This window comes from Prochlorococcus sp. MIT 1318, assembly GCF_047304505.1.
Taxonomy (GTDB): domain Bacteria; phylum Cyanobacteriota; class Cyanobacteriia; order PCC-6307; family Cyanobiaceae; genus Prochlorococcus; species Prochlorococcus marinus_D.
In genome coordinates, this window is record NZ_CP138958.1 from 153919 (window position 1) to 168271 (window position 14353).

Annotated in this window: 18 protein-coding genes and 1 tRNA gene; 9 read left to right on the forward strand and 10 right to left on the reverse strand. The window is 51.2% G+C overall.

All coding sequences use genetic code 11. The features are described 5' to 3' along the window. Positions 1–515 precede the first annotated feature (515 nt). The 3 genes from ftsH3 to SIB66_RS00890 all read right to left on the reverse strand — a co-directional run bounded on the left by ftsH3 (position 516) and on the right by SIB66_RS00890 (position 4576). Positions 516–2363: an ATP-dependent zinc metalloprotease FtsH3 gene (gene ftsH3, locus SIB66_RS00880; protein WP_063407275.1), complete on the reverse strand. Its 1848-nt coding sequence runs from the start codon at positions 2361–2363 to the stop codon at positions 516–518. Positions 2364–2408: 45 nt separating this feature from the next. Next, complete coding sequence (gene sat / locus SIB66_RS00885; RefSeq protein WP_063407276.1) at positions 2409–3581, reverse strand: sulfate adenylyltransferase; 1173 nt, start codon at positions 3579–3581, stop codon at positions 2409–2411. A 155-nt stretch (positions 3582–3736) separates the two neighbouring features. Further along, a complete protein-coding gene (locus SIB66_RS00890; protein WP_063405421.1) occupies positions 3737–4576 on the reverse strand; it encodes a photosystem II manganese-stabilizing polypeptide in 840 nt (279 codons plus the stop codon). A 295-nt stretch (positions 4577–4871) separates the two neighbouring features. Between SIB66_RS00890 and SIB66_RS00895 the strand changes: the two genes are divergently transcribed. Next, positions 4872–5009, forward strand: coding sequence for a hypothetical protein (locus tag SIB66_RS00895; protein ID WP_328585321.1), 138 nt, complete (start codon positions 4872–4874; stop codon positions 5007–5009). On the opposite strand, the gene coaBC is transcribed toward SIB66_RS00895, so the two are convergent. Both coaBC and SIB66_RS00905 read right to left on the reverse strand, forming a co-directional pair. Then, positions 4982–6268 carry a bifunctional phosphopantothenoylcysteine decarboxylase/phosphopantothenate--cysteine ligase CoaBC gene (gene coaBC / locus SIB66_RS00900; protein ID WP_063407277.1) on the reverse strand — a complete coding sequence of 429 codons (1287 nt, stop codon included), beginning with the start codon at positions 6266–6268 and terminating at the stop codon, positions 4982–4984. The two genes, SIB66_RS00895 and coaBC, sit on opposite strands and share 28 nt — an antisense overlap. After that, positions 6258–6497, reverse strand: coding sequence for a DUF2555 domain-containing protein (locus SIB66_RS00905; protein ID WP_063405053.1), 240 nt, complete (start codon positions 6495–6497; stop codon positions 6258–6260). The genes coaBC and SIB66_RS00905 overlap by 11 nt, the downstream gene beginning before the upstream one ends. A 58-nt stretch (positions 6498–6555) precedes the next feature. On the opposite strand from SIB66_RS00905, the gene SIB66_RS00910 reads away from it, so the two are divergent. The 4 genes from SIB66_RS00910 to SIB66_RS00925 all read left to right on the forward strand — a co-directional run bounded on the left by SIB66_RS00910 (position 6556) and on the right by SIB66_RS00925 (position 9209). Further along, a tRNA-Ala gene (locus SIB66_RS00910) sits at positions 6556–6628 on the forward strand. 280 nt (positions 6629–6908) lie between these two features. Beyond that, the gene (locus SIB66_RS00915; protein ID WP_011131171.1) at positions 6909–7109 is read left to right on the forward strand and encodes a hypothetical protein; all 201 of its coding nucleotides are present in this window, start codon (positions 6909–6911) and stop codon (positions 7107–7109) included. A 167-nt stretch (positions 7110–7276) separates the two neighbouring features. Further along, positions 7277–7618: a DUF565 domain-containing protein gene (locus SIB66_RS00920; protein WP_063398914.1), complete on the forward strand. Its 342-nt coding sequence runs from the start codon at positions 7277–7279 to the stop codon at positions 7616–7618. Positions 7619–7697: 79 nt separating this feature from the next. Then, complete coding sequence (locus tag SIB66_RS00925; RefSeq protein WP_063407278.1) at positions 7698–9209, forward strand: NAD(P)/FAD-dependent oxidoreductase; 1512 nt, start codon at positions 7698–7700, stop codon at positions 9207–9209. On the opposite strand, the gene SIB66_RS00930 is transcribed toward SIB66_RS00925, so the two are convergent. Continuing rightward, positions 9152–10198: an aspartate carbamoyltransferase catalytic subunit gene (locus SIB66_RS00930; protein ID WP_063407279.1), complete on the reverse strand. Its 1047-nt coding sequence runs from the start codon at positions 10196–10198 to the stop codon at positions 9152–9154. The two genes, SIB66_RS00925 and SIB66_RS00930, sit on opposite strands and share 58 nt — an antisense overlap. After that, the gene (locus SIB66_RS00935) at positions 10195–10818 is read right to left on the reverse strand and encodes a DNA-3-methyladenine glycosylase (protein ID WP_063407280.1); all 624 of its coding nucleotides are present in this window, start codon (positions 10816–10818) and stop codon (positions 10195–10197) included. The genes SIB66_RS00930 and SIB66_RS00935 overlap by 4 nt, the downstream gene beginning before the upstream one ends. Between SIB66_RS00935 and SIB66_RS00940 the strand changes: the two genes are divergently transcribed. Genes SIB66_RS00940 through SIB66_RS00950 form a run of 3 tightly spaced genes read left to right on the forward strand, consistent with a single transcriptional unit; the run spans position 10720 to position 11949 of the window. Further along, the gene (locus SIB66_RS00940; RefSeq protein WP_063421935.1) at positions 10720–11136 is read left to right on the forward strand and encodes a hypothetical protein; all 417 of its coding nucleotides are present in this window, start codon (positions 10720–10722) and stop codon (positions 11134–11136) included. The genes SIB66_RS00935 and SIB66_RS00940 overlap by 99 nt on opposite strands. A 54-nt stretch (positions 11137–11190) precedes the next feature. Then, positions 11191–11397 (forward strand): hypothetical protein, encoded by a 207-nt coding sequence (locus SIB66_RS00945; protein ID WP_236070363.1) that lies wholly within the window; start codon positions 11191–11193, stop codon positions 11395–11397. 18 nt (positions 11398–11415) lie between these two features. Then, a complete protein-coding gene (locus SIB66_RS00950) occupies positions 11416–11949 on the forward strand; it encodes a hypothetical protein (protein ID WP_236070364.1) in 534 nt (177 codons plus the stop codon). An 8-nt stretch (positions 11950–11957) separates the two neighbouring features. Here the strand turns inward: SIB66_RS00950 and SIB66_RS00955 are convergent, their stop codons facing one another. The 3 genes from SIB66_RS00955 to SIB66_RS00965 form a co-directional block, all read right to left on the reverse strand. Then, on the reverse strand, positions 11958–12086 hold the full coding sequence (locus SIB66_RS00955; protein ID WP_413410233.1) for a hypothetical protein: 129 nt from the start codon (positions 12084–12086) through the stop codon (positions 11958–11960). Then, the gene (locus SIB66_RS00960) at positions 12083–12247 is read right to left on the reverse strand and encodes a hypothetical protein (RefSeq protein ID WP_236070365.1); all 165 of its coding nucleotides are present in this window, start codon (positions 12245–12247) and stop codon (positions 12083–12085) included. The genes SIB66_RS00955 and SIB66_RS00960 overlap by 4 nt, the downstream gene beginning before the upstream one ends. Positions 12248–12778: 531 nt before the next feature. Continuing rightward, positions 12779–13732 carry a DUF481 domain-containing protein gene (locus SIB66_RS00965; protein WP_413681341.1) on the reverse strand — a complete coding sequence of 318 codons (954 nt, stop codon included), beginning with the start codon at positions 13730–13732 and terminating at the stop codon, positions 12779–12781. A gap of 435 nt (positions 13733–14167) precedes the next feature. On the opposite strand from SIB66_RS00965, the gene SIB66_RS00970 reads away from it, so the two are divergent. After that, entirely contained in the window at positions 14168–14335 is a 168-nt protein-coding gene (locus SIB66_RS00970) for a hypothetical protein (protein ID WP_236070366.1), read from the forward strand. Positions 14336–14353 lie beyond the last annotated feature (18 nt).

Sequence of the window (14353 nt, forward strand, 5' to 3'; positions counted from 1 at the left end):
GGCAAAGCCTCCATCGGTCCTACCAACTAACGCCAGTAGTCAGCCCCAAAAACTGATGCAGAGAGCAACTGAACGAGCCGGCAATCGACAACGGTAAGCCTGCTGGATCTCAAAGGGAGTGAACAGCCAAGGCACAAGCACCTCATACATATCCCGCGCCTTCTGATGAAGATCGGCATGCCAATGATGAAGTCATGGCATAAGCAAGGCCTAGCTCTGCCAAAGACCGCAAGGCTTCTGGACAGCTCATAGAAGCTGTTCCCAGGCAGAGCCCTGCCAAGCACTCCTACAGCTCCCTCATCAAAAACATCCACCCAGGATGAGCAGACCAGGCCAGCGGCCTATGCCGAACTCCGACAAGATGCAACTGCTCGAAAACCGCAAACAAAGACGTTCTGGGGCTAGATCACTCCAGATCGTCTTATTGGCTATGCCTTACCTCAAGCAGAGGGTGAGTACCTAGTCAGGCTATCCAGACCTCTTGTCTATCAAGACAAAGACAATCACCCCAGCATTCAGACGTATTCGGCAACCCTGACTTCGCGACGGATCAGCAAGTCCTGCAAATCCTGAGCATCAATAGTTTCCTTCTCGACAAGCAAATCAGCCAACTCATCAAGAACAGAACGATTCTCGATCAATACTTTGGTGGCACGCTTGTAAGCCACATCAACCAGATCAGAGACCTCTGCATCGATAATCGCTGCAGTGTCTTCAGAGAAATCGCGTTCAGAGGCGATGTCACGACCAAGAAACATGCCTCCCTGAGACCGCCCCAAGGCAACCGGACCAAGCTTGTCGCTCATCCCGAACCTCGTCACCATCTGCCTGGCGACCTGAGCGACCTGTTGAAGGTCATTGGATGCACCAGTCGTCACCTCGTCTTCGCCGTAGACGATTTCTTCTGCAACTCGACCACCCAAAGCAACAGCCATCTGGTTCTGCAAATAAGCCCTGGAATAGAGACCCGACTCCATCCGCTCCTCACTCGGGGTGAAGAATGTGAGACCACCAGCCTGACCACGAGGAATGATGGAAATCTTCTGCACTGAGTCGTAATCAGGCATAAGGGCTCCTACCAGGGCATGACCAGACTCGTGATAAGCAACCAGTTGCTTACGCCGTTCACTCATGACACGATCCTTCTTCTCAGGACCAACCATGACCCGCTCAATGGCGTCGCTAATCTCGTCATTGCTTACTTCTGTGAGCTCACGACGAGCTGCGAGGATTGCCGCTTCATTGAGCAAGTTGGCAAGATCAGCCCCTGTGAAGCCTGGTGTGCGCCGCGCCACTTTGTCGAGATCAACATCCTTAGACAGGGTCTTATCGCGGGCATGCACTTTGAGGATCTGCAGGCGACCGGTGTAATCAGGGCGCTCCACAACAACCTGTCGGTCAAAGCGACCAGGGCGCATCAACGCCGAATCGAGTACATCAGGCCGATTGGTGGCCGCCACGATGATGATGCCAGTATTGCCCTCGAAACCATCCATTTCAGTAAGCAGCTGGTTAAGAGTCTGCTCACGCTCATCGTTGCCACCGCCAAGGCCAGCACCCCGCTGCCGACCCACCGCATCAATTTCATCAATAAAAACAATGCAAGGAGCGTTCTTCTTGGCCTGCTCAAATAGGTCACGGACTCGACTGGCACCAACCCCAACAAACATCTCGACAAACTCCGAGCCTGAAATCGAGAAGAACGGCACAGCCGCTTCACCAGCCACTGCTTTGGCAAGCAGTGTTTTGCCAGTTCCAGGAGGGCCTACAAGCAGAACACCTTTGGGTATTTTTGCGCCAACAGCAGTAAATCGATCAGGGTTTTTGAGAAAGTCAACGACTTCGGTAAGTTCAAGCTTTGCCCCTTCGATCCCAGCAACATCACTAAAGGTGACCTGAGTGGACGGCTCCATCTGAACTCTGGCCTTGCTCTTGCCAAAATTCATTGCAGGATTACCACCGCCACCACCACTCTGAGAACGTCGGAAGAGAAAGAAAAGTCCACCCAATAACAACAAGGGGAAAATCAAACTTCCGGCGGCCTGTTGCCAAGCACCTGCCTGACGGGTTGGTTGAACAGCAATATCAACGTTGTGATCCGTTAACAACTTCAAAAGGTCCTTGTCAGGGGCAAGGTTGACATCCGCGCGTCGGCCATCGCTTTCAACAACCTGAGCGGTGGCCTGGTCTGGGGAGATCAGCACACGACTCACTTGGTTGTCCTGAACTGCTTCAACAAATTCGCTGTAGCGGAGAGTTTCCCGCTCAGTCGTGCCAGGTTTGCCGAGGAAAGCCGTTCCGACCACGACCACCACGACCACCAGAAGAACGTAAAGGCCTACGTTGCGCCAGCGTTTATCCAAGATTCTCCTGCCTGTAATGAAAGAATGTTATTCGGGCTAAGGGAATCACGTGGCTCTCAGCACCTCAACCACGCTACGGAAGGCAAACCACTCAGGGATCTCCTCGCCACTTCTCAACATCTTGCGAAACTGCGTACCGCTCAGCTTCTTGACATGTAATCCACGAGCCTCAGCATGCTCGGCAGTGACGTAGCCCTCCTCTTCAGTGAAAACAAGATTCAACGAGGGGACCGTTTCCATTGCCAGCTCTACTGCACATTCCTGTGCAAAGTTCTGCGCGTCGTAAGGGCCATAGAAGTCATCGCCGCTAAGGGAGGACTTACATCCGGCCATGTCACGACCGATAATGAAATGAGTACATCCATAATTGCGGCGAATAATCATGTGTTGCAGGGCTTCGCGCGGACCTGCCATATGCATGGCATAGGGAAGATAGGCCCAGCGAATGCGGGGATTATCTACCTCAGCAGCCAACCGCTCATAGGTCTGAAAACGTACACCGCCAGGGATATCATCCTGCTGAGTTGGTCCACAGGTGGGATGCACTAGCACAACAGCGTTCTCGCTCACATTGCTGGCATGCAAGGCTCGCGTAAACAACTCATAGTGAGCACGATGAATGGGATTGCGACACTGAAAGGCAACAACGTCCTCCCCGGCAGGAAGTTCCGCCCGAACCTGAGCAGGGCTCTTACAAGGGAAAATGCGCTTGGGCAACTCCAAACCCTGCAGAGTGCCCCCGAGATAAAAGCGCTTGCGTTCAGTGGCAATCATGCGCACAGCGGGATGTTCTAGAGAGGTGGTGCCATAGCAACCTTTGGCTTCCACAACCTTGTCGGGCTCCCATTTGTCCTCGACTTGAAGAACTGCCAAATCCTGACCCTTGTAACTCAGCAACACCCGATCACCGATCGCTACATCCTCTCGATCGGTATCCATCACGATTGGCAAGCCGAAAAGATAGCCGGAAAGAGTGCGATGGCCTGCAACAACAGCGTCGTAATCACCCTGGTGCATAAAGCCCCGCTCAGGCGAAAAGCCTCCACCGACAAGCAACTCCACATCGCAAGCATTGCGATCTGAACACTCCAACACATGGTTGGCACTGGCCTTGACAGCTTCCTGCTGATCAGGAGCCACCATCAAATCCACCAGTTTCCCCCCATAGGGGGCGATCACGCCTGGAGACTGGGCAGATGCAGAGGGACTGGCAATCATGACAAGCCTGGGGATGCCGGGAGATTCTCCCAGACGGCTGGTTTTGATCAGCTCAGACCAGACGCACCTAAAGCATGGTCAAAAAAAAGGGGCCCATAGGCCCCCTTGAAAAATCTTCAGTTAATTGGGATTAGGAAAGATGAGAAGTCTTCTAATCAGCCCTTACGGCCATAGAGGACTCCAGAGATCTTGAGATCACGAGCTTCCTTAGAACCCATGTCTGTATCAGCAGTCTGTAATGCAACGAAGGTGCCAGCAAATTCATTAGAACCAGCGTCAACACTATCGACAGAGAGGGTGATTTGACCCTTGCCATCGATATAGCGCTTCACGTTTTCAGTCTGGAGCTCCTTGTCATCACCCCCCAATGCAACGAGGCCTTGGGCATAGTCAACACCTGTAGTCAAAGCGCGACTTTTGGGATCAAGGAAGTTGCTGGTGCGATAGCTAGGTGTCCTTGTTGTGCCTTTGAACTCAGTACCAACAGAGATTGAAGAACTGTTGGAATCCACCTGCATGTCTTTAGCTGAGAAGACAAAAGGCACTTCCTCACCGTTAGGAGCGAGGACGGTAATTAATTGAAAGTCAATACCACCCTTTTCAGCGAAGGCTCCAGAACCAGAAATGTCTCCGAAAACCTGCTCAATGGTGGTGTTATTGGATGGGCTGATGATCTTTGTTTTAGCGAAATCAGCTTTTTTGCGCTTTGTAGGAGCAACCTTCACAAGCACCTCAGTCGGTTGCAAGCAAATGTCGCTGAGAGTATCGCCAGAACCAATGCTGATGGATCCACTTGAACCCGCGGCGATGGTTGGGCAATCGTTTGCTCTACCGGTATTAACGATGTTGCCAAAACGTGCATTAGAGCGTTCATTGCCAACAACGAAATCGCTATCGCCCGCGCCATCTGTGATTGCGGCGGACACACTGCTTGGGGCAGCTACAAAGGTGAGACAGAAAGCCAGCACCAGGGCCAGCAAAGGACGAAACAGCATGGGAAGAAGCCGAAAGGCCAGATAACTGCGGGATGAACCGCCCAAAATGATCGTTTGGATCCTACAGGGCACAAATAGGCGTTACGGCAAGCCTTTTGCACCTCTCAACAACCCGTCGCTTACCGAGCTCAGTGACCACCCACAGCGAACACGCCATAAAAGGCCGTATAGCCCCACTGATAGCTGAACTACGAGAGGTGGCCGATGAGCTCAAACAGGCAGAGACCCTGCTGCCATTACTGCGGGAGATTGAAACGATCCATCGCGATTCCAGGAAGGTCCCTTTCACCAAAGCTTGCCGGAAGACCGTCAAGACCTTTACACCCTGCTTCAGACCATGGAGAAAAGCGGAGGCTGGCCATATATCTCAAGGCTGCAACTGCGCACTTTCATCGCTCTACCGGATCAAGATGGCGTCGAAATCACGACCTGAACCTCCAAAATGGCATCAAGCAACTGATGCGCCAATGCCAGCTTGGACGTAACAGGTAAAGAACGAACGCTGCCACCGGCAGAAAGCAACCAACCACCATTGAAATCCTCCTCAAAACCCTGACCAGGGCGATCAATCGGATTCGCCATCAGCAGATCACAGCCTTTGCGAAGACGTTTTTCCTCACCAAGCTGCTGAATCTGAGCTTCATTACCAGTTAGCGCAGCAAAACCAAGCAGAACCTGACCAACTGGTCGCCTTAAAACGAGCTCAGCGAGAAGGTCAGGGACTTGCTCCCAGCCCTGAGAAAAAGACTGAAGCAAGCAATCCTTCGAAAGCTTCTCAGTCTGAGCAGGATTAACCCGACGAACGTCCGCAACCGCCGCCGCCATTGCCACTGCATCTGCTTTGGACTGCAGCTGCGCCAGCATGTCCTGCATCTCATCTGCGCTTGTCACTGGATAGGCCGCCAACCCCTCCAACCAAGCAACAGGTAATTTCAAAGGACCATGCACCAAATCCACCTGGGCACCGCGTAGCCGCGCTGCCTGCGCCAGCAACACCCCCATACGGCCGCTGCTGCGATTGATCAACAGCCTGGCTGGATCCAAAACCTCCACTGTCGATCCAGCGGTCACCAACAACCTTCGCCCCTGCCAATCGCGTTGCAGCCTGCCTGTCTCATCAGCCTGCAAAAGCCCACTCATCACAGCCAGCTCAATCAACTTCGGATCGGCCATGCGGCCATCCCCGATCCGATCACAGGCCAGCAGCCCAGATTCAGGTGCCAATGGCAGCACGCGTGGATCAGTCTGCAACTCTTGCCAGTTCCTCCTCACGGCAGGGTTGGACCACATGGCAGTGTTCATTGCTGCCGCTGCAAGCACCGGCCGTTCACAAGCCAGCAACAAACTTGCCAGAAGCCCCTCTGCAAGCCCCTGAGTCCAGCGGGCAAGACTCGTAGCACTTAAAGGAGCGACAATGACAAGCTCAGCCCATTCAGCCAGGGCCACATGTAAAGGACGAGGTTCGCTCGAATTCCATTGATCCTCATCCTGGTAGCAGCGATGCCTACTAAGACTGGCCAGAGCAACAGGGCTGACTAGACGAGCAGCACTAGGGGTCACAAGACAACGCACTTCAGCGCCGGCCTTGATCAGAGCACTCACCAGCAATGGTGTTTTAACAGCCGCGATACTGCCAGTGACTGCTACAAGCAGACGACGACCCATAAGAGGGCGTGCCGCCTCAATCTTCATCGAAGGGTTCCTGATCGATCAGATGCACGTATGGAGCTGTCAGCTCAGGGCGATGAATCGCCAAAGCCCTCAATAGATGCCAATCGCCCAACCCGGCAAAGGGGGTGGGGTAATCGTCATCTTCAAGACGCCTGGCAAGTACCGCAGTTGCCTCATCATCAAAGGCCTCAAGACGTTCTGGAGTAATCGCACCAGCAAGATCCATGGAAAGCACCTTGGAGTTCCGCATGGAGTTTGCTCAAACAAGGAGCAGCTCCATTCTGCCTGGACGCTAGGTTCCTGCCGCTGGGGAATTAGCTCAGTTGGTAGAGCGCTGTGATCGCACCGCAGAGGTCAGGGGTTCGAATCCCCTATTCTCCATTCAGGTCTCAATGAGATCGATTGCTATAGAGAGGCTTGTTAGATGCAAATCCGCTTAGACAAGTCTTAAGGCCATGGAGTTTCCTCTTCGAAGTATCCGTAAGCACAAACATCACATCCTGATTGGGCTGGCAGGTCTTGTCACGATGACCGTGATCACACGTCCTTCAGCCCTACTCACATTTGCCTTAATTGCCCTTGCAGGAAATCTGACATGCGGACACCAGCACTCTTTGACAGTCCATGCGTTAAAAGAGAGTGAAGAAGGATCTGGTCCTCAATGTCGCAATCAAAACGTGAACAGGTGGTGAGTCATCTTCGCTACATCCGCCAAGAGCTACGAGAAATGCATCAAGGAGTCATGGAAGATGGCCTTCTCCCCGAAGCAGGCGAGGTGCGTGGAGTGATGGCACAAATGGAAGCTCTGCTTGAGCTACTCGAAGGCAAGTCATCGCGTAAAGCCAAAGCCGAAGCTAGTTAATCGCCCAGATCACTTACCAAACCCTGCCTAGCAAGCTTTTTATTCAAATCCACTAACTATTGGTGAGAATGAAGACACATACGCTCCAAGTTTTGCAAAAGGGTCTGGCAGGATTCCAGGCTGGGTGATGGGGGTTCAACTCAATCCCACCCTGCCAGTTTTTACTTATGCCCCAAAAGCTTCAGTTCACTCGCTTTCAACGCAGTGTTGGTCAAGCAGGAGAGCGACTGGAATTTTGGGCTGTGAACCCATGGCGGAGAAGCTCATTGTTTGTGATCGTTTTATTAATCACCTTTCTGTTAGGCAGCTCGGTTGGAACGATCAGTGGCGCGTTAGACCTCATGGACCCCATCGGGGCCCTTCTCACTGTGGTGATTTGGGAAGTGATGGTGCGATTACGGCGCCAGTGGCCTGCTCCTAAACGGGCCGTTCTGGCACGTCAATTATTAGATATGGCAAGGATTGGTCTGCTTTACGGCCTGCTCCTAGAAGGCTTCAAGTTGTTGTGATCTAAGTGAGAAGCATGACCTCAAAGGGAATTGCCAACATGCTCCATATCCTTCAAGCAACACCATCATCAGAGGGAGCATGGGCAAAGAGCACTTCTTCCTCGAATTAGAGCCCCCAGAAGAACGCCTACGCCGTGCACCCCATGTTGTGATCATTGGTGGTGGGTTTGCAGGAGTGCGTGCTTGCAAAGCTCTCGCCAATACAGAGGTGCGCGTCACTCTGATCGACAAAAGAAATTTCAACCTCTTCCAACCCCTCCTCTACCAAGTCGCTACAGGCCTTGTCTCCAAAGGAGATGTGGCCACCCCCTTACGACAGTTGGTTGGCAGGCAATTCAATGTGCAAGTTCTGCTCGGTGAAGTCACCCAGCTCAATCCGCAAGACAAACAGATCGTTTTCAATAACAAAAGCTTGAGTTACGACTACCTCGTGCTCGCCACCGGCTCTGGCAGCACCTACTTCGGGCATGAGGAATGGCGCAGCTTTGCTCCACCGATGAAAATCCTTGAGCACGCCGAAGAAATCCGGCGTCGACTGCTGATGGCGATGGAGCAGGCCGAACAGACACCCGACCCCAACGCCCGTCAATTCCTACAGAGCGTCGTGATTGTGGGTGCAGGGCCCACTGGCTGCGAGATGGCAGGAGCCGTATCTGAGTTAATGCGCAATGCCATGCGCCGTGAATTCAAACAACTCAATCCTGACCAAACCAAGATCTACTTGGTTGATCCTGGCGAAAGGGTGCTGCGCGCCATGCCTGAAATATTGTCGAAATCAGCCCGCACGACTCTCGAATCACTAGGTGTAGAAATGGTTTTCAAAGGCAGGGTGCAGTCCATGCAACCAGGCGAGGTAATGATTAGCACCCCGAATGGTGATCAGTGTCTTCAGGCCGCAACCGTGATCTGGACCGCTGGCGTGCGTCCTTCGCACCTGGGCCGCAATTTGGCCGACTCGATCGGTTGTGAACTCGACAAGGGCGGGCGAGTCGTTGTGGAACCAGACTTCTCCGTTGCCGGCCATCCCGAAATCCGAGTCGTTGGAGATCTCTGTTCCTATCGGCACACAACCAATCAGAACCCCCTACCTGGCATGGCCGGCCCAGCTACGCAAGCAGGCGGATTTGTGGGCCAAGACATCGCTGCACTAGTGAGTGGGTCATCCCGGCCAACATTCAACTGGTTTGATTTCGGCAGCATGGCGGTTCTTGATCGTGTGGCAGCGGTGGCAGATCTGCGTGGCTTCAAATTCTCAGGAGGGATTGGCTGGATGTGCTGGGCTCTTGCCCACTTGGCCTTCATGCCCAACCCAGAGAACCGCATCACGCTGCTTTTTAAGTGGTTAGTCGCCGTGGTGTCTCAACAACGCTCATCGATGCTGCTCACGGGAATGCCCAGCCAGCACATCGACATTGATGCCCCAGATGCTCATTTCCCAATGCAGCCTGGTTTAGGCCCCTCAATCGCAGCACCGGACGCAGCACTACAAGCCGCCATGAAGTACTACAGCACTCAGATCGCAGGCATAGCTTCTCAGCCTCTGGCTTCTAAGGAAGGATCTGGGGAAGACTCAACAGCTGCCATCAAATAAAGCAAGGCCATGCGTATAGGAATGCCATTGCGCACCTGCTCTTCGATAAGACTGATGGAGTGATCATCCAGTAATGATCCACCCAACTCAACCCCTCTGTTCACAGGCCCAGGATGGAGCAGAGGTACAGGCTTCCCGCATAACTTGAGGCGCTCGTGAGTGAGCCCATAATCACGATGAAAGCGGTTTAGATCAGTAAGCAAATGCTGATGCATCCTTTCCTTCTGCAACCTCAAAGTCATCACTGCATCCGCACCAGGCAAGGCCTGCTCCAGAGTTCGCACCACCTCCACACAACCACGATGTTGAACCGGGTCATGGGCCTGACCAGGTGGTGGCGCCTCGACAAAAGCGACAAAATCTTGAGGAACAAGGCTCGGCGGACCACACAACACAACATCAGCACCGCAGGCAGTGAGTGCCCAAAGATTGGATCGCGCCACACGTGAATGGAGAACGTCTCCAACGATCACAATCCGCTTGCCCTGAAGGGCTTCAGGCAGAGGGTGATCCGGATCAAAATGATGAGCGAGGGTGTAGAGGTCAAGCAATCCCTGGCTGGGATGGCTATGCAGCCCATCGCCACCATTGAGCACAGCCGTGCGTTCGCCTGAACGATCTAAAGCACAAGCAAGTTGTTCGGGAACACTGGTAGAGCTATGACGCACCACCAGCACATCAGCCCCCATCGCCACATAGGTGCGAGCTGTATCAAGCACAGTCTCGCCTTTGCTGAGTGAACTGCTAGCTGGAGTGAAACTCTGCACATCAGCCGAAAGACGACGGGCCGCCAACTCAAAGCTGCTACGGGTGCGCGTACTGGGCTCAAAAAACAACGTTGCCACCAAACGCCCCTGCAACGCCGGCAACTTGCGCGCACCCGTGACAGGCATAGAACGGAAGCGATGCGCTAGCTCCAGAACAGAGGTGTAATCCTCAAGGGAGAAGCTGGCCAGATCAAGAATGTGTCGATGGGACCAACCGCTCATTGACCATCAATAGCAACAGGAGCCCAGGCTTGTTGCAAAGGCGGCGTGCGATCTCCCTTGGCACGGCGACTAATGCTGCGACAGTTCTTCAGATACCAACGCCAAGGAATGTCTTGTCCTTGAGAGATACCGATCCTGGTTGTGCTCACAATCGTTGGCGTACCGAAAGCAGCCGGCCTAGGTGCCAGCCACACGTCATTCTCTCCTGTGACGGCTGCTCTGTCATGGGAGCGATCCAAACCAAAGCGACGCGCCAATAAAGCTGGCCCTGCCGCGACGCGTTCCGGTTCATCCGGCAGTGCAATCGCCCTCAACAAAACACCATTGGCCCATTCAGGTCGATCCGTCACCACATTCACGCAGTGGTGGATGCCGTAGCTGACATACAAATAAAAGCGCCCAGGTTCACCGAACAGGGTTTCGTTTTGCGGTGAACGGCGACGGTAGCCATGACAGGCGGGATCGTCCTGGGAATATGCCTCGGTTTCAACGATCACGCCCCATAGCATGCTTCCGTTGTCTTGGCGTTTCACCAACCTGCAGCCAATCAACTCAGGTCCGACGACTTCCGCTGGACGGCAGAAGAAGGCATGGGGCAGGGCTGTGAAATCTTTGGCGATGGGCTGGGTGGCTACGTGAGTGGCTGCAGAAAAAGAACAGGAAGCCTTTCAATAACACTCACAAACAACACCAAAGAAATCAAGCACAAACACAGAAAATCTCAAGCGGCTAGCAAAATTGTTACGGAGACGAGTATTCGCATGAGCACCCAAGAGATTTTCCGGCTAGTCGCCTTTGCCGGCATAACCGCATTTATAATAAAAACTCAAATAAAGAAGCCGGAAGAAATCCTCAAAAGGCAGCCGAACTTCTTTTTACGCTTCAAGGCTTCAGGACAGCCACCAGAATTGATCAGAAAGATAAAGAACTCAGCGTAAAAGAATCTTGGAGCAACAGAAGTCAAGCACCTGGCAGAGGAAGGTTTTTGCGTCTTGAATACCAAGTGGACACTGCTCAGCTTCGGTTACTTAATTGCGATTGCTGCCGATCCAATAGACCCTACCTCTTCAGGAGTCGCACTTGCTCTGTACATCAAATCAAATACCAATCCCTTTGACGGGAAAGTCGCGAGCAACAACTTTTCAAAAATACTTTCTGGATCAGACCTGGGGGAAGTTGAAGTGATAACAGAAGAATAGCCATTGCAGATCAGCATCATGAAAATTCCCGGAACCGCATTCGCGAGAGGATGGGCAAATTCTTTTGAGGTCAAAGGCAAAACCTCAATCAACGAGTACGCAAGCTTTTTGGGATGGAACTTTGTAGCAATTATTGTGCTCTTCTTAGCAAGCGATAAGGACTATATTCCGCCGCTAGCACCATTCATTTATCTAGTTGCAGACATAATCCCAATGACGAGCTTGGCACTCCGCAGACTTAACGATGCGGAAGAACCTTGGTCAAAGGCTCTCAGCAGGAACGCATTAAACAAAAATTCAAATATAGAGCCGCTTCAATGGCATACAAAGCTCATCACCAGAGACATACCAAAGATACCAGGCATAGCTCTACTAATCTCATTCCTCTGGATCGGTAGCGAAGAACTAGGAGTGGGTCTCCTCGGGATACTCTTGATAATTTTGGGATTCACTCTAATCGCAACAACATCTATCGCTGGAGGAGCTCTATGCCTAACCGCATCTGGAATAATCTTCTACTACACAAGAATAGCTCTTGACGACAAAGACTGAAGAGGCAATTAAGAAAGCTGTTCCCTCAGCAATCTTTTCACCAAAGCCTGCAGCTCTCTCAACTTAGCTTTCTTCAACAACACAGAAAGCATCTTCTGCTCATCATCACTAAACACTACCCGACAGGTCTTGTTCATACCACCTCCACGCTTGACTGTGCTTTCAACTTCTCCTCTATCGCTTTACGACAGAATGCTGAGACGTTCAGGCAGCGTTGATCTCTGAGCAGCAGCAGGGTCCGATACAACTTCTCTGCTTCATGCTCTGGGTAAGTAATCGTCAGTTGTGCTCTCTTCATCTGGCTCTCGTTGATATGTCACTGTTGAACGGGTCAAGGACAATTCGTGACTGCTCACTCCGCTTGCTCAAGTAACAGCTGATGCAGTGGTAGTCATCTAGATCCTGGTTGATGCGATTTCATTTGAATCATTTTGTAGCTTAAAAATTCAAAACTCCTGCGATGAAAGGGGCTTCTTATTCCTTCAATAGCCTGACTAATCCCATAAATCAGCCTCCAATACCTGGCACCATTACCCACAAATCAGGCGCAGCTTTCACCCGCCCTGCAGCCCAATCAATCCGCAAAAATGCAAGGCACAGTAAATAAAGACTCAGCATTCTTTAGCCCTACATCACTCATATTCTCATCAACATTCACCAATAAATTCGCTCTCTATTGCCATCACGGATGCCATTCGCCTTGCGAAATCTCACCGCAACTTGATGCCACTCCTCTGGGATTTGATTGAGCCAAACATCAAATGCAAATGGGAGTTGCTGTTACCCTAGCGCTACACGCTTTCTCTTGCTTCTATTTCTTCTAGAAGAATTAAAACTCTGTGCCAAGCTTAAAGTTAAATGTATTGTTAATATCAGGTGATTGAAGAGCGCTATAAATTAGCCGAGCCACTAAAGACATATAAAATTTAGAATCTTTGGAAGGGAAAAACTTTAGCGTGCCACTCAAATCATTTCCTGCCGCCATGCCATTGACGAATGATCCTGTCAATTGATCTTTAATTGACAGGCGAAGCTTCTCATTCACATCCCATTCTATGGCAGCCCCGATTGTTCCAGATGGAATGATCTCACCGCAGTATTTTTCCAATGCAATTCCATCCGAAATGTAATCGCCTGTGTTGCAACCAGAGCCACCGTCAAACCAGATCAGAGAAGGGCCTAAAGAGACTCTTAAAGATAATTTCTTATGATCTAAAACCTTATAGCCAACACCAACTGAAAAAACATTCGTGTTAACGCCAACATCATTGAGCGCATTGTAAGTGTAATCCGTGGAGGCATATGCACTCCATTGGGGAGAAGGTAAAATTCTGTCATAGCGAATCGAGAATGCGCCTTGATTGGTATCAATCGTAGACACACTTTCAGCATCTACACTCTTATCAAAGTCAAAGCTAGCCGAAGCATTCAACTCATGATCCGTTCCCTTGAAACGAGTGGAAGCTGAAATAGCATAGCCAAATGACAAATCATCTCCCGTATTCGATCCATCAATGCCTACGTCAACCGAGCTGAGCCATCGCGATGGAATGGGCTCTGGTTTAATCAAAGAGGTATCAATCTCCATGCGACCAAAATAAGGACTAAGCAGGACTTTCACCTTATTGCTACTTTCTTCTGGCAAGTACTCGCCACTGACCACATCTCCGTTAATCAGCTTCAATGTAAGATTTTCAGCTCGTGCATATTGAGGGGCGATCATTGCACCAATGGCAACAAAAGCATAAACCCTCTTAGCCAGCAAGGATGAAAGATAGGTCAAAGATAGGGCAAGAGCACGGTCAATACTATAAACGAAACACCTCTCACGTAAGCCTTCTAAGCTCAAAGACTAGCCCTTATATAGTCAATTCATATGTTCACTATCAGCCCATAATCTGATCTCACTGCTGCAGCGATCTGAATTAGATTCAGAAGAATTGCGCCTAAATATTCAACTAAAACCACAAGCAACAGGCCACAGCATGGCAAATAAATCTGGAACAAACCATTCCAATCAAGAACTCATGCATCACCATTGCAAAAGAAAAGCCATTACAAAAGAGAGCCGATTAGGGCAAACACTCTTGAGCCATCAACTGCCGAAAGAATTCATGGCTTCACAATCTGCGGTGAAAGCTCTGATTCCCTCTCTTACCGTTGATTAATATCGCCAACACCTTCATCCAAAACTTGAATCTCTGATCGATCCGCTTCCTTGAACAACTTAGCCAAGGTTTTTACGCCCTACAGGCAGCTTGAAAAGCATCAGCAACTAAAGCGTTCTCTGATTGAGCGACACATTTTTTGCGTGGCCGCCATGCTGTTGTTCAGAACCCAAGTTCTGCAACAACAAAGCCATTGGTTCAACAGCAGCACCCAATAAGCCCTCGTCAAAGCATCC

Excerpts from the sequence above, each read along its gene's own strand:
- SIB66_RS00960 (WP_236070365.1), bottom strand. The coding sequence starts at position 12,247 with ATGAAGAGAGCACAACTGACGATTACTTACCCAGAGCATGAAGCAGAG.
- SIB66_RS00920 (WP_063398914.1), top strand. The coding sequence starts at position 7,277 with ATGCCCCAAAAGCTTCAGTTCACTCGCTTTCAACGCAGTGTTGGTCAA.
- coaBC (WP_063407277.1), bottom strand. The coding sequence starts at position 6,268 with ATGAAGATTGAGGCGGCACGCCCTCTTATGGGTCGTCGTCTGCTTGTA.
- SIB66_RS00915 (WP_011131171.1), top strand. The coding sequence starts at position 6,909 with ATGTCGCAATCAAAACGTGAACAGGTGGTGAGTCATCTTCGCTACATC.
- SIB66_RS00890 (WP_063405421.1), bottom strand. The coding sequence starts at position 4,576 with ATGCTGTTTCGTCCTTTGCTGGCCCTGGTGCTGGCTTTCTGTCTCACC.
- SIB66_RS00905 (WP_063405053.1), bottom strand. The coding sequence starts at position 6,497 with ATGCGGAACTCCAAGGTGCTTTCCATGGATCTTGCTGGTGCGATTACT.
- SIB66_RS00930 (WP_063407279.1), bottom strand. The coding sequence starts at position 10,198 with ATGAGCGGTTGGTCCCATCGACACATTCTTGATCTGGCCAGCTTCTCC.
- SIB66_RS00955 (WP_413410233.1), bottom strand. The coding sequence starts at position 12,086 with ATGAACAAGACCTGTCGGGTAGTGTTTAGTGATGATGAGCAGAAGATG.
- sat (WP_063407276.1), bottom strand. The coding sequence starts at position 3,581 with ATGATTGCCAGTCCCTCTGCATCTGCCCAGTCTCCAGGCGTGATCGCC.
- SIB66_RS00925 (WP_063407278.1), top strand. The coding sequence starts at position 7,698 with ATGGGCAAAGAGCACTTCTTCCTCGAATTAGAGCCCCCAGAAGAACGC.
- SIB66_RS00950 (WP_236070364.1), top strand. The coding sequence starts at position 11,416 with ATGAAAATTCCCGGAACCGCATTCGCGAGAGGATGGGCAAATTCTTTT.